Origin of the sequence: Cellulomonas fimi, from assembly GCF_012952065.1 — a bacterium.
GTDB classification, from domain to species: Bacteria; Actinomycetota; Actinomycetes; order Actinomycetales; family Cellulomonadaceae; genus Pengzhenrongella; species Pengzhenrongella fimi_A.
In genome coordinates this window covers 35794-49911 of record NZ_JABCJJ010000008.1, presented here as the reverse complement: position 1 = coordinate 49911, position 14118 = coordinate 35794, and the positions used below count along the sequence as shown (strand labels likewise).

At 76.2% G+C, this 14118-nt stretch carries 8 protein-coding genes and 2 pseudogenes; 8 read left to right on the top strand and 2 right to left on the bottom strand.

Features of this window, described 5'->3' with window-relative positions:
• The first annotated feature begins 28 nt into the window (after positions 1-28).
• From hemE to HIR71_RS07145, 8 genes and pseudogenes are all read left to right on the top strand, one after another.
• Complete coding sequence (hemE, locus tag HIR71_RS07180; RefSeq protein WP_311836157.1) at positions 29-1099, top strand: uroporphyrinogen decarboxylase; 1071 nt, start codon at positions 29-31, stop codon at positions 1097-1099.
• A complete protein-coding gene (locus tag HIR71_RS07175; RefSeq protein WP_311836156.1) occupies positions 1100-2689 on the top strand; it encodes a protoporphyrinogen/coproporphyrinogen oxidase in 1590 nt (529 codons plus the stop codon).
• 156 nt (positions 2690-2845) lie between these two features.
• Positions 2846-3718, top strand: a pseudogene (gene hemC / locus HIR71_RS16765) (hydroxymethylbilane synthase); the annotation flags it as partial.
• Positions 3719-4230: 512 nt separating this feature from the next.
• The gene (locus HIR71_RS07165; RefSeq protein WP_169324384.1) at positions 4231-5157 is read left to right on the top strand and encodes a uroporphyrinogen-III synthase; all 927 of its coding nucleotides are present in this window, start codon (positions 4231-4233) and stop codon (positions 5155-5157) included.
• Positions 5158-6201 carry a porphobilinogen synthase gene (hemB, locus tag HIR71_RS07160; RefSeq protein ID WP_311836155.1) on the top strand — a complete coding sequence of 348 codons (1044 nt, stop codon included), beginning with the start codon at positions 5158-5160 and terminating at the stop codon, positions 6199-6201. It abuts the gene before it with no gap.
• Positions 6198-7550, top strand: coding sequence for a glutamate-1-semialdehyde 2,1-aminomutase (hemL, locus tag HIR71_RS07155; RefSeq protein WP_169324383.1), 1353 nt, complete (start codon positions 6198-6200; stop codon positions 7548-7550). Before hemB ends, hemL begins: the two co-directional genes overlap by 4 nt.
• A gap of 149 nt (positions 7551-7699) precedes the next feature.
• Entirely contained in the window at positions 7700-10576 is a 2877-nt protein-coding gene (locus HIR71_RS07150; protein ID WP_169324382.1) for an EAL domain-containing protein, read from the top strand.
• 183 nt (positions 10577-10759) lie between these two features.
• On the top strand, positions 10760-12283 hold the full coding sequence (locus HIR71_RS07145) for a heavy metal translocating P-type ATPase (RefSeq protein WP_311836154.1): 1524 nt from the start codon (positions 10760-10762) through the stop codon (positions 12281-12283).
• A gap of 68 nt (positions 12284-12351) precedes the next feature.
• Here HIR71_RS07145 and HIR71_RS07140 read toward each other — a convergent pair whose 3' ends face one another.
• Positions 12352-13731: a PP2C family protein-serine/threonine phosphatase gene (locus HIR71_RS07140; protein WP_169324380.1), complete on the bottom strand. Its 1380-nt coding sequence runs from the start codon at positions 13729-13731 to the stop codon at positions 12352-12354.
• Between the two features lie 174 nt (positions 13732-13905).
• Positions 13906-14102 (bottom strand): annotated as a pseudogene (locus HIR71_RS17680) (ATP-binding cassette domain-containing protein); the annotation flags it as partial.
• Positions 14103-14118: the final 16 nt, after the last annotated feature.

Sequence of the window (14118 nt, the reverse complement as noted above, 5' to 3'; positions counted from 1 at the left end):
CCTCAACATTGATGGGCACAATTGCGCCGTGATCCTTCCCCAGAGCCACCCCCTCGTCGACGGCCGCACGAGCGGTTCGCCGGTCGTCCGCGCCTTTTCCGGTCACCGCCCCGAGCGCCTGCCCGTCTGGTTCATGCGCCAGGCCGGCCGCTCCCTGCCGGAGTACCGCGCCGCGCGCGAGGGCACCGGCATGCTCGAGGCGTGCCTGCGTCCCGAGCTCGCGAGCGAGATCACGCTCCAGCCGGTGCGGCGGCACGGCGTCGACGCGGCGATCTTCTTCAGCGACATCGTCGTGCCGCTCCGGCTCGCCGGGGTCGACGTGGACATCGAGCCCGGCGTCGGGCCCGTGCTGGGTGCCCCCGTGCGCACCGCCGACGACGTCGCCCGGCTGGTCGAGGCGGGGCCGCTCACCCCGGAGCTCCTCGCGCCGATCACCGACGGTGTCGCCCTGACCGTCGCCGAGCTGGGCACGACGCCGCTGCTCGGGTTCGCCGGGGCGCCCTTCACGCTCGCGGCGTACCTCGTCGAGGGGCGCCCGTCGCGCGACCACCTGGCCGCCCGCACCCTCATGCACGCCGATCCGAAGACGTGGCGGGCGCTCACCGAGTGGACCGCCGACGTCACGGGGGCGTTCCTGCGCGCCCAGGTGGACGCGGGGGCGAGCGCGGTCCAGCTCTTCGACTCGTGGGCGGGGTCGCTCTCCCGGGCCGACTACGTACGGCACGCGGCGCCGGCGAGCGCCCGGGCGCTGACCCACGTCACCGGGATGGGGGTCACGGTGGTCCACTTCGGCACGGGCACCGAGCACCTTCTGACGGCGATGCGCGACGTGGGGGCCGACGTCGTCGGCGTCGACCACCGGACGCCGCTCGACGAGGCGAACCGCCTGCTCGGGGGCCGCACCCCGCTGCAGGGCAACATCGACCCCGCGCTGCTCGCGGCGCCGTGGCCGGTGCTCGAGGCGCACGTGCGCGACGTCGTCGAGCGCGGGCGTGCCGCTCCGGGGCACGTGGTGAACCTCGGGCACGGCGTGCCGCCGACGACCGACCCGGCCGTGCTCACGCGCGTCGTCGAGCTGGTGCACGGGCTGGGCGCGTAGGTGACCGGGGCCGAGCACGAGGGCGAGCCGGAGGACGTGGTCGAGCCGGAGGACGTGGTCGAGCCGGTGGACGTGGTCGACGCCGTCGTCGTCGGCGGCGGGATCGCGGGGCTGGTCGCCGCGCGCGAGCTCGCGCTGCAGGGCCTGCGTCCGCTGGTGCTCGAGGCCGCGGCGTGGCCAGGCGGCGCGGTCGCGCGACACACCGTCGCGGGGCTCGACCTCGACGCGGGGGCGGAGTCGTTCGCGACCCGCGGCGGGTCGGTCGCCACGCTGCTCGAGGAGCTCGGTCTCGGCCCGACCGTCACGCCGCCCGCGCCGCTCGGCGCATGGGTCCAGCTGCCCGGCGGCGCGAGCACGCTGCCCCGGACCGGCGTCCTCGGGATCCCCGCGAACCCGTTCGCGCCCGACGTCCGGGCGACGATCGGCCTGCTCGGAGCGCTGCGCGCGGGTGCGGACCGGTGGCTGCCCGCACGGTGGGGGGCCCGGGCGGGCGACGGCGGCGCCGTGCCGCTCGGCGCGCTCGTGCGGGCGCGGATGGGCGGGAGGGTGCTCGACCGGCTGGTCGCGCCCGTCGTCGGCGGCGTCCACGCGGCCGACCCGCACGCGGTCGACGTCGACGTCGTGGCCCCGGGGCTGCGCCGGGCGCTCGCCGAGCACGGGTCGCTCGGCGCGGCCGTGACGGCCCTGCGCGCGCTGGCGCCGGCGGGCGCGGCGGTGGCCGGTCTCACCGGCGGGATGCACCTGCTGGTCGACGCCCTCATCACCGACATCGGCGTCCGCGGCGGGCGCTTCGCCACCGGGGCGCGCGTGGTGGCGCTCGAGCGGGCGGGCTCGGACTGGGTGGTGCGCGTCGGCGCCCGGCCGGGGTCGACGACGCGGCGCCCGGTGGTGCGCACGCCGCGCGTCGTGCTCGCGGCGCCCGGGCCGGTGGCCGTGGACCTGCTGGCCCCGCACGTCGGCGGGCTCGCGTCGCTCCGGGCCGACGCCGGCGCGGACGTCGTGCTCGTCACGCTCGTCCTCGCGGCGCCCGGGCTCGACGCCGCGCCGCGCGGCACCGGGGTGCTCGTGGCGCCTCGCGTGGCCGGTATCCGTGCCAAGGCGCTCACGCACGCGACCGCGAAGTGGCCGTGGCTCGCTGCGGAAGCGGGCCCGGGGCGGCACGTCGTGCGCCTGTCCTACGGACGGTCGGCGGCCGACGGGGTCGGCGGCGGGGTCGGGATCGGGGTCGGGGTCGAGGACCTCATGGCGCTCGAGCCCGACGCCCTGACCGTGGTCGCGCTCCGGGACGCGTCGGCCCTGCTCGGCGTCCCGCTCGCGCCGAGCCAGGTGGTCGGGTCGGGCCGAGTGCGGTGGTCGCAGTCGCTCCCCCAGCCGAGCGCGCGCCATCGCCAGGTGGTCGAGACGGTCGTCGGCAGCCCGCTCGAGGGGCTCGTGGTGACGGGGTCCTGGGTCGCGGGGAACGGCCTCGCGTCGGTCGTGCCCCACGCGCGGGCGGTCGCTGCGCGGCTCGTCGAGCCTGTCGAGCCTGCCGAGCCTGCCGAGCCTGCCGAGCCTGCCGAGCCTGCCGAGCCTGCCGAAAAATTGTTCTGACAAATTGTCAGAACAATGTCCACGAGAATCACGTGCCGGTCGCGTGAGATCGATCACCTCGCGCCGCAGGATACGGGCCCCATTCCGTCGCGCGACAACGCGTCCGGGTCCCGCACCATTTCGACAACCCGCGCCCCGGAGCCCAGACTGGACACCATGCCCGAGCCCGTCGTCCCGCCTGCGGGCGGTCGCACCACCGTGCGTGTCGGGACGCGCGCCAGCAGGCTCGCGCTCACGCAGACCGGCATGGTCGCCGACCGCCTCGCCGCCGAGGGTCCGCTCGACACCGAGCTCGTCCGGATCACCACCGACGGCGACCGTCTGACCGGTTCGCTCGTCGCGCTCGGCGGCACCGGCGTGTTCGTGACCGCGCTGCGCGAGGCGCTGCTCGACACGCGGTGCGACGTCGCGGTCCACTCCCTCAAGGACCTGCCCACCGGTCCCTCCGACGGACTCGTGATCGCCGCGGTGCCCGAGCGCGAGGACCCGCGCGACGCGCTGTGCGCCCGCGACGGGATGACGCTCGCCGAGCTCCCCGTCGGCGCGCGCGTCGGCACGGGCTCGCCCCGCCGCGCGGCGCAGCTGCGCGCCGCGCGCCCGGACCTCGCGGTGGTCGACATCCGCGGCAACGTGGACACCCGGCTCGGACGCGTCGCGCCCGGCGACCTCGACGCGGTGGTGCTCGCGCGCGCCGGGCTCGCGCGGATCGGGCGGTTGGACGCCGTCACGGAGGTCATCGAGGCGACGACGATGGCGCCCGCCCCCGGCCAGGGTGCGCTCGCGGTCGAGGTGCGGACCGCCGACGTCGGCGACGCCGGGACGCCGCTCGCCCGCGCCCTCACCGCGGTGGACCACCTGCCGACGCGCCTCGCCGTGACCGCGGAGCGCTCGCTGCTCGCACGCCTCGAGGCCGGGTGCGCCGCGCCGATCGGCGCGCTCGCCCACCTCGAGCACACCGGCGCGGCAGTACGGCTGGTGCTGGACGCCGTCGTCTGCCGCGAGGACGGCACCGCACAGCTCCGCCGCACGCTCGCCGTCGCTCTGACCACTCCCCGCACCGACCTGTCAGACCCCGCGCGGTCCCGGGCGCGCGCCACGCCTGACACGCCCACGGTGACGCCCACGGTGACGCCGACGGTGACGGTGACGGACGACGTGTCAGACCCCGCGCGGCCCCGGGCACGCGCCACGCCTGACACGCCCACGGTGACGGACGACGTGTCAGACCCCGCGCGGCCCCGGGCACGCGCCACGCCTGACACGCCCACGGTGACGGACGACGTGTCAGACCCCGCGCGGTCCCGGGCGCGCGCCACGCCTGACACGCCCACGGTCGGGGTGACGGTGACGGTGACGGACCACGTGTCAGACCCCGCGCGGTCCGGGGCGCGCGGTACGCCTGACACGTCGGAGGGGTGGGACACACCGGAGGGGTGGGACGCGTCGGGGCTGGTGCGGGCCGCCGAGCGGCTCGGGGTCGAGATGGCCGAGCTCCTCCTGGCCGCCGGTGCCGCCGACCTGGCCCAGCTCGGCGCCGCCCGATGACGTCGGACGGGCCCCGGACGAGCGACGAGCACGCGGGCAAGCACGCCCTCGTTGGCCTGCGCGTCCTCGTCCCCCGCTCGCCCGAGCGCGCCGGCCCGCTCATGGACGCGCTCCGCCATGCGGGCGCGGAGCCGATCGCCGCGCCCCTCATCACGATCGTCCCGCCCGACGACGTCACCCCGCTCGACGACGCCGTCGCCCGCCTCGGCGCCGGCGGGTACGACTGGATGAGCATCACGAGCGCGTTCACGGTCGACAGCCTCCAGGCAACCGCCCTGCGCGCCGGGCTCACGCTCGCCGAGGTGGTCGAGGCGGGCCGGGTCGCCCGTCCGGGCAGCACGCTCGTCGCCGCGGTCGGGGACGCGACGGCCACGACGCTGCGCCGCGCGGGCGTCGACCCGGACCTCGTGCCGGTGACCGAGCAGTCGGCCCGCGGGATGCTCGCGGACTGGCCGACGCCGGAGCCCGGGTCGGGCCGCGCCGTGCTCGTGGTGCAGGGCGACCTCGCCGAACCCGCGCTGAGCGACGGCCTCACCGAGCTCGGCTGGCTGCCGCACGTCGTCGTCTCCTACGTCAACCAGCCGGCGTCCCCGCTGCCGCCCGCGCTCATCGCCGACCTCGCCGAGGGGCGCGTCGACGCCGTCGTGCTCACGTCGGGCAGCGCCGCCCGACGCCTCGTCGAGCAGCTGGCGCCCGGCGACCAGGCGGCCGCGTCGCTCCGGCTCGCGGCGTCGACGGTCGTCTGCTGCATCGGCCCCCGGACGGCCGAGGTGGCGGCGGAGCTCGGGCTGCCCGACGGCGTGGTCGCGCAGTACCCGGGACCCGACTCGATCGTCGCGGCCCTCGTCGCCGCGACCTCCGGCCCCACCGCCGGCGAGACCCACACCGACACCGACGCCGACACCAGCCCCGAGGTGATCTGAGTGACCCGACCCGCCGACCGCGTGCCGGCCCCGACCGACCGACGGCACCGCCCACGTCGACTGCGCGGGACCCCCGCCCTGCGGCGCATGGCGCGCGAGGTGCGCGTGCACCCGGGCGACCTCGTGCTGCCGGTGTTCGTCAAGGAGGGACTGACCGAGCCGGTCGAGATCGCGTCCATGCCCGGCGTCCTCCAGCACTCGCGCGAGAGCCTGCGGAGGGCTGTTTCCGAGGCCGCCGACGCCGGGCTCGCCGGGGTCATGCTCTTCGGCGTCCCCGCGGTGCGCGACGCCGTCGGCTCGGGCGCGACCGACCCCGACGGCATCCTCAACCTGGCGATCGCCGACGCCGTCGAGGCCGGGGGCGGCCGGCTCGTCGTGATGGCCGACCTCTGCCTCGACGAGTTCACCGACCACGGGCACTGCGGGGTCCTGCGCACCAACGCGGCCGGCGAGCCGGTCGTCGACAACGACGCGACGCTCGAGCGGTACGTCGACATGGCGCTCGCGCAGGCACGCGCCGGCGCCCACCTGCTCGGGCTCAGCGGGATGATGGACGACCAGACCGGTGCGGTCCGCGACGCGCTCGACGAGGCCGGGTTCCAGGACGTGACCCTGCTCGCGTACGCCGCGAAGTACGCCTCGGTGTTCTACGGGCCGTTCCGCGACGCGGTCGAGTCGACCCTGACCGGCGACCGCATGACGTACCAGATGGACCCGGCGAACCGGCGCGAGGCGGCGCGCGAGGTGGCGCTCGACGTCGAGCAGGGCGCCGACGTCGTCATGGTCAAGCCCGCGCTGCCGTACCTCGACGTGCTGGCCGACGTCGCCGCGACCAGTGCGGTGCCCGTCGCGGCGTACCAGGTGTCGGGCGAGTACGCGATGATCGAGGCCGCCGCGGCCAACGGCTGGATCGACCGGCGTCGGGCGATCGAGGAGTCGGTGCTCGCGATCCGCCGGGCCGGTGCCGACCTGGTCCTCACCTACTGGGCCACCGAGCTCGCCCGCTGGCTGGCCGAGCCCACCCCGAACGGGAGCACCCGATGACCGCGACGTCACCCACGCCCACCGCGATCCCGGCCGCGACCAACGACGCCCAGTTCGCGCGCGCCCGCGGCGTCCTGCCGGGCGGCGTCGACTCCCCGGTGCGCGCGTACGGGTCGGTCGGCGGCACGCCGCGTTTCCTGGTCTCGGCACGCGGCCCGTACGTGACCGACGTCGAGGGTCGCGAGTACGTCGACCTCGTCTGCTCGTGGGGACCCGCGATCCTCGGGCACGCGCACCCCGCCGTCGTCGCCGCCGTGCAGGAGGCCGCCGCCCGCGGGCTGTCCTTCGGCGCGCCGTCGCCCACCGAGACCGACCTCGCCGAGGAGATCCGGCGGCGGGTGCCGGCGGCCGAGCGGGTCCGCCTGGTCTCGACGGGGACCGAGGCCACCATGACGGCGGTCCGTCTGGCGCGGGGCGCGACCGGTCGCGAGCTGGTCGTCAAGTTCGCCGGCTGCTACCACGGGCACGTCGACGCGCTCCTGGCCCAGGCGGGCTCGGGCGTCGCGACGCTCGCGCTCCCCGGGTCGGCGGGCGTCACGGTGTCGAGCGCTGCCGAGACGATCGTGCTGCCCTACAACGACCTCGCGGCGGTCGAGCAGGTCTTCGCCGAGCGCGGCGAGCACGTCGCCGCGCTCATCACCGAGGCTGCGCCCGCGAACATGGGGGTCGTCCCGCCGCTGCCCGGCTTCAACGCGGCGCTCGCCCGCATCGCGCGCGCGCACGGCGCGCTGCTGATCCAGGACGAGGTGCTCACCGGGTTCCGGGTCGGGGCCTCGGGCTGGTGGGGGCTCGAGGGCCAGGTCGAGGGCTGGGTGCCCGACCTGTTCACCTTCGGCAAGGTGGTCGGCGGCGGCATGCCGGTCGCGGCGCTCGCCGGCCGCGTCGAGCTGATGGAGCGGCTCGCGCCGCTCGGACCGGTGTACCAGGCCGGAACCTTGTCCGGCAACCCGGTCGCGACGGCGGCCGGCCTCGCGACGCTGCGCGCGGCGGACGCGTCCGTCTACGCACGGCTCGACACGGTCGCCGCCCGGCTCGGGGACGAGGTCTCGGCCGCGCTCTCGGCGCAGGGCGTCGCCCACGTGGTCCAGCGCGCCGGCAACCTGTTCAGCGTGATGTTCGGGCCCGACGCCGCAGGCGGGGTTCGTGACTACGCCGGCGCCCAGGCGCAGGACGTGTTCCGCCACGCGCCGTTCTTCCACGCGATGCTCGAGCAGGGCGTGAGCCTGCCGCCGTCGGTCTTCGAGGCCTGGTTCGTCTCGGCCGCGCACGACGACGTCGCGCTCGACCGCGTCGTGTCCGCCCTCCCGGCGGCGGCGAAGGCGGCTGCGGCCGCCCGGCCCGGCGGGTAGGGGCGAACGGCCGGGGGGCGAACGGCCGGGAGGCGAACGGCCGGGAGGCGAACGGCCGGGAGGCGAACGGCCGGGCCAGGAATTCGCCCGGCGAACCCGGCGGAAGGGTTCAGCGGACGTCCGCGCGCGCCGATGGCCAGTCGGAGGCCATGGTGACGAGCGAGCCGCGCGAGACGTCGGGGGCGACCACCACGCTGCTGATCCGCTACGTGCGGGAGCAGGGGGGTGACGCCGCCGTCTCCGCCGTGCTCGAGCGCGCAGGCGTGCCGTTCTCGGCCGCGCAGCTCGAGGACACCGGTCACTGGGTGAGCTACGCGACGCGCATCGCGCTGTTCGAGGCCGCGCAGCACGAGCTCGAGCGGCCGGGCACGCTGTTCGGCGTCGGTGCGACCGCGCTCGCGCATGGCATCGACCACTCGCTCATCGTCCTGCTGCGGGCGCTCGGCAGCCCGCGCGACGTCTTCACGCAGGTCGCGCGCGCGATCCCGAAGTTCACGAGCACCTCGACGATGACGGTGGTCGAGTGCGGGAGCTCGTCCGCCGTCCTGCGCTACCGCCTCCACGAGGGGTACACGCACTCGCGCCTGGACTGCCAGTACGCCCAGGGGCTGCTCACCTCGGTGCCGCCCCTGTTCGGGCTGCCGGCCGCCCGGGTGAGCCACCCGGAGTGCCAGTCGGACGGGCACCCCGAGTGCGTCTACCAGGTGCAGTGGGAGCCCTACCGACGGTTCCGCCGACGTCGGGTGGTCCGGGAGTCCGAGGCGCTCGAGCTCGCGTCGCTGCGCGCGCAGGTCCACGACCTCCAGCTCGCCGCCTCCGACCTGGTCAGCAGCGACGACGTCGACGCCGTGCTCGCCCGCATCACCGACCGCGCCGCAGCCGCGATCCTGGCACCCGCGTACCTGCTGGTGCGGGAGGGCCGCGAGGGCGGCGAGCCCGTGGTGCGGTCCAACGGGCTCGAACCCGGGCAGGCCGCGGAGCTGGCCGCAGCGCTGCTGCGCGGCGAGGACCTCGGGCCGAGCACGGTGGTGGTCGACGTCGCGTCGACCCGCCGCGTGCACGGTCGGCTGGCCGTGGTGTACGCCCCGGGTCAGCGCGTCCTGGACCAGGACCGGCCGCTCCTCGAGGTCTACGCCAGTCATGCGGCGGCCGCGCTGGACCTGCTCACGGCGCTCGAGGACAGCCGCCGTGAGGCGAGCCGCGCCCAGGCGCTCCTGTCGCTGGCCCACGAGCTCGCCGGTGCGCGTGACACCGCCGCCGTCGCCCAGGTCGTCGTGCAGACCGTGCCCGGCATCGTGGGGGCACCCAGGTCCACCGTGCTCCTGTGGGACGCGGGCCGCGCCGCGCTGCGCGCCGTGGCGGAGGTCGGGCACAGCACCGCGGAGGCCGACGCGCTCCTCCGGGCCGAGATCTCGCCGGGCTCGGCGCCGGAGCTGACGGAGCTGCTCACCCGGCTCGAGCCGATCACGCTCGAACGGCCGACCGCGAGCCCCGCGCTCGGTCGCCTCCTCGGCGACGCCGGGGCCGCGAGCGTCATCGTGGTCCCGCTGGTCGCCGGCGACGCGCTGCGCGGCGTGCTCACCGCCGCGTGGCCACGATCGATCACGGGCACCCGCACGCACACCGAGGCGCTCGTCCGGCTCGCCGGCGTCGGCGACCAGGTCGCCACGGCGCTGCAGAACGCCAGCCTGCTCGCCACGGTGCGCCACCAGTCGACCCACGACGCCCTGACCGCGCTCCCCAACCGCAGCCTCTTCGGCAGCACGCTCGACGACGCCCTGCGAGCCGCTGCGGGCGGGAGGTCGACGGCGGTGCTCTTCTGCGACATCGACCGGTTCAAGCACGTCAACGACCGGCACGGGCACGCCGCCGGGGACGAGCTGCTGCGCCAGGTCGGCGCACGGCTGCGTACGCAGCTACGGCCGGGGGACGTGGTCGGCCGGCTCAGCGGCGACGAGTTCGCCGTGCTGCTCGTCGACGTCGAGGGCGAGCACCACGCGGTCTCGGTCGCCTCGCGCCTGCTCGGGTCGCTCGCCGAGCAGTTCCGGATCGACGGGCACGACGTGCGCATCACCGCGAGCGTGGGCGTCGCCCTGCACGTCGGCCCGGACGGTCGTGGCGACAGGCTCGTCGCAGCCGCCGACGACGCGATGTACGTCGCCAAGAAGCGCGGGCGCAACCAGGTGGCCGTGGCCGACCGGCTCGAGTCGCACGGCGCCGTGCCGTCGCTCGAGGCGGAGCTCTCGGACGCGGTCGGTGCCGGGCAGCTCCGGCTGTTCTTCCAACCCGTGATCGACATCTCCGGACCGGCGGGGAGCACCGCGGTGGTCGGCGCCGAGGCGCTGCTGCGCTGGGCCCACCCTCGGCTCGGCATGCTCGGGCCAGGGTCGTTCCTGCCGCTCGCGGAGGAGGCCGGCCTGGTCTCCGAGCTGGACCTCTGGGCGCTGGCGAGCGCGTGCGCCCGCCTCGGGTCGCGTCCCGGGGCCGTGCGGGGGCAGGGGGTCATCGCCGTGAACCTGGCGGGGGCCACGCTCGTCGACCCGCGGCTCGTGCCCGCGGTCCGGGCCGCGCTGCGCGCGAACGACCTGACGCCTACGCAGCTCAACCTCGAGGTGGTCGAGAGCCGGTCGCTGGTCGACATCCCCGGGGTCGTCGACCAGCTGGCCGAGCTGCGGCGCCTCGGGGTGCGGATCTCGCTCGACGACTTCGGTACCGGCTACTCGACGCTCACGTGGCTCCAGTCCCTCCCGGTGGACCAGATCAAGATCGACCGCACGTTCACCTCGGCGATGGCGCGGCACGACGCGTCCCGCGCCGTCGTCCGCGGGATGCTGGCGCTCGCCCGCGAGCTCGACATCGAGGTCGTCGCCGAGGGCGTCGAGGAGGCCGAGCAGCTGGCGATCCTGCGGGAGATGGGGTGCGGCCTCGTGCAGGGGTACCTGCTCGGGCGGCCGGGCCCGCAGCTCCCGGCGCTCCGGCCTGCCGACGCGGCGGCCGACGCCGGCGGGCCCTCAGCCACGTCCTGACGTCGACCCGCCGCGACCTCGGCCGGCAGCCGGCAGACGGCGCGCGGCAGACGGCGGGCGGACGCGCGCTCGCCTCTCCGCGCTCGCCTCTCCGCGCTCGCCGAAACATCCCCACGGGGTGCACGGTTGAACCAGCAGGCGACCGCCCGCCGACCACCCCCTGAGCAAGGAGCGAACGCGACCGTGAACCTGGCGCCCGGGTCGCCGCACGCCGAGGCGGCCCTCCTGTCCGACGACGGGGACGCCTCCGTGCCGACCGACGCGCGCGGCACGGACCTGCTCCGCCGGCTCCGCGTCTCGGCGGTCCTCACCGTCCCCGTCCTGCTGCTCTCGACGATCCCGGCGCTGCAGCTCCCCGGCCGGCAGTGGGTCGTCACCGCGCTCGCGCTCCCGGTCGCGACCTGGGCCGCGTGGCCGTTCCACCGCGCCGCGGCGCGCGCGGCCCGGCACGGCGCCGCGACGACGGACACCCTCGTCTCGACCGGGATCATCGCGGCGACCGGCTGGTCGCTCTGGGCGCTGCCCGAGCTCTCCCTCGAGGTCGCGGCCGTCCTCACGACCGTCCTGCTGGCGGGCCGCTACGCCGAGCACCGCTCACGCCGTCGGGCCGGGGACGCGCTGCGCACCCTGCTCGACCTCGAGGGTTCGGGCGCGGTCGACGCCTCGCTCCTGACCGGCGAACCCGTGCCGGTCGACGTCGCCCCCGGCTCGGACGTGCAGCGGCTCGTGGACCGGGTCTCGACGGTGCTCGTGCCGATCGTGCTGGTGCTGGCGGTCGCGACGCCGGTCGCGTGGCTGGTCAGCGGCGCGGGCGCGCAACCGGCGTTCACCGCGGCGGTCGCCGTCCTGATCATCGCCTGCCCGCGCGCGCTCGCTCTCGCGGCCCCGATCGCCCTGCTGGTCGGGACCGGTCGCGGTGCGCAGCTCGGCGTGCTCGTCAAGGGCCCGCACGTCCTCGGGCAGACGCGCCAGGTCGACACGGTCGTCCTCGACACGACCGGCACCGTGACCGCGGGCCGCATGCGGGTCGACGACGTCCTCGCCGTCGAGGGCACCACGCCCGAGGAGGTGCTGGCCGTCGCGGGCGCCGTCGAGGGTCTGTCCGAGCACCCGATCGCGCGCGCGATCGTCGCCGCGGCGGCCGAGCGCCTCCCGGGCTCGACCGAAGGTGGGGGCGAGGAGATCCGCGTCGGGGGCGACGGCGTCGTCGTCGGCAGTGCGCAGGTGCTCGACTTCCACGACGAGGCCGGATCCGGCGTGAGCGGCGTGGTGCGGACGGCCCACAGCGGGCTCGGGCTCGGGCGTCGGGTCCTGGTGGGCCGGCCGGCCTGGCTGCGTGCGGAGGGGACCACCGTCGAGACCGGGCTGGCCGCGCGCGGCGCGGCGGCCGAGGCGCAGGGCGGGACCGCCGTGATGGTCGCGTGGAACGGGGTGGCGCGCGGCGTCGTCGTGCTCCGTGACCCGGTCGAGGCGACGGACCTGACGCTCGTGCGGGGCGACCTGCGGTCGGCCGGGCAGGCGATCCGGCTGTCACGCGCGACCCTGCGGGTCATCAGGCAGAACCTGTTCTGGGCGTCCGCCTACAACGTCGCGGCGATCCCGCTCGCAGCGCTCGGGCTGGTCGACCCGATGATCGCGGGCGCCGCGACGGCGTTCTCGTCGTTCCTCGTCGTGGCGAACTCGCTGCGCCTGCGCCGCTTCGCCTGACGCGCCGGCGCTCGCTCGTCCGGTGCCCGCGCTCCCGTTGCCGAAGCGGCGCGCTACCCGGCGGCGCGTTACCTCAGCGGCGCGCTTGCCCGCTCGGAGTCGGCGCCCGCGACCGTCGTCCGGCCACCGTCGTCGTGGCCGCCGTGCCAGTCGAGGACGAGCAGGGTCGCGTCGTCGGCCAGCTCGTTCGCGGCCGCCTCGAGCACCTGGTCCGCCAGGGCACGCGTCGCCTCGCGCGGGTGGAGTGCCCGCGTCGCGCTGATCGAGCGGAAGAGGTCGACGGACTCCGCGTTGCGCTCGAGCATCCCGTCGGTCACGATCACCAGCCGGTCGCCCGGCTCGAGCCTGAGCTCGGCGCTCCGGTACCGGGTCTCGCCGAACAGCCCGAGCGGGACGTTCGCGGCCAGCTTCACCCGGGTCACCAGGTTCCCGCGCGCCAGGAACGGCGCGACGTGCCCGGCGTTGACGACCGTGAGCACGCCCGAGCGCAGGTCCAGACGACCGAGCAGCCCGGTGACGTACGGTCCGGTCTCGATCTCCTTGGCGTGCTCGAGGATCGCGTCGTTCGCAGCCGAGACCTGCTCGAGGAGCGACGCGCCCTGCCGCCGGGTGTTGCGCAGGCTGCCGACGCACAGCGTCGCGGTGAGCGCGCTCGCGACGCCGTGCCCCATCGCGTCGGTCACCGAGAGGTGCAACGTGTCGCGCGCGAGGCTGTAGTCGAACGAGTCACCCCCGATGTGCGCGGCCGGCTCGAGCCAGCCGGAGAGCGTGACCGAGCCCGCCTCGCACGTCATCGCGGCAGGCAGGAGCCGACGCTGGATCTCCGCCGGCAGCGTGAAGGGGGTGCTCCGCTGGCCCCACTCGAAGAGGTCGGTGTGCCGCCGGGCGGCAATGACGACGAACGCGAGCGCGTGGGCGGTGCGCCGGATCTGGTCGAGCGTGGCGAGGTCCGGCTCGGCGGGCAGCGTCATCTCGAGCAGGCCGATGGCCTCCCCGCGCTCCGTGACGGGAGCGTGCACCGTCCACAGCGGGGCCGGCGCGGTCCCGTCGACTCCCGTACCGCTCGTCGCGGCCGGGACGACGCGGACCGTCTGGGTGCGCAGGGCCTGCTCGGCCGGCCCGCCGTCGAGCGGGAGGACGACCGCCGACTCCTCGTCGTCGCGCCGCAGCTCGCCGGCCAGGTCGCTGCCGTCGGGGTCGCTGCCGACCCGGGCGCTGCCAACCAGGGCGCCGGCGACCGGGAGCTCCGCCGCCGGACCGGCTGCGACGTGCGTGAGCCGCACGAGGGACCGACCCGAGAGGTCGGCGATCAGGAACGCCACCGCGACCGCGCCGAGCGCCGCAGCGAGCTCACGGGTGACCGCCTCGACCGCCTCGACCGGGGAGGCGTCCTCCGCCGCGCCGAGCACTCTGCCGAGCATGCCCTCCGGCTTGGGAGCCCACGTCATCCCCGCAGTCTAGGGAGTCGCCATGGCACGGGGGCGAGCGGGGGCGACCACAGGCAGAGGACGTGTCAGTCGAAGCGGTCGATGACGACGACCCGCTCCGCGAGCGGCTCGATCTCCTCGAGGAAGTGGCTGGTGATCAGGACCGTCACCGCCGAAGAGGCGCACCGTGCCCTAGTCGGGCTTGCGCTGGCCGGTGACCAGGCTGAGGAGCGTCGTCTTGCCCGCGCCGTCGGGCCGAGCAGACCCACGAGCTCGCCTTGCCGGACGGCGAGGCTGACGTCGTCGAGTGCGACGGTCCCGTCGAAGCGGCGGGTGACGTGCGTGGCCTCGACGACGGGCCGGTCTGCGAAGGGCGGGGCGGAGCGGTTCATCTCGTCCCCCGTGACG

Excerpts from the sequence above, each read along its gene's own strand:
- HIR71_RS07150 (WP_169324382.1), top strand. The coding sequence starts at position 7,700 with ATGGTGACGAGCGAGCCGCGCGAGACGTCGGGGGCGACCACCACGCTG.
- HIR71_RS07165 (WP_169324384.1), top strand. The coding sequence starts at position 4,231 with ATGACGTCGGACGGGCCCCGGACGAGCGACGAGCACGCGGGCAAGCAC.
- HIR71_RS07140 (WP_169324380.1), bottom strand. The coding sequence starts at position 13,731 with ATGACGTGGGCTCCCAAGCCGGAGGGCATGCTCGGCAGAGTGCTCGGC.
- hemL (WP_169324383.1), top strand. The coding sequence starts at position 6,198 with ATGACCGCGACGTCACCCACGCCCACCGCGATCCCGGCCGCGACCAAC.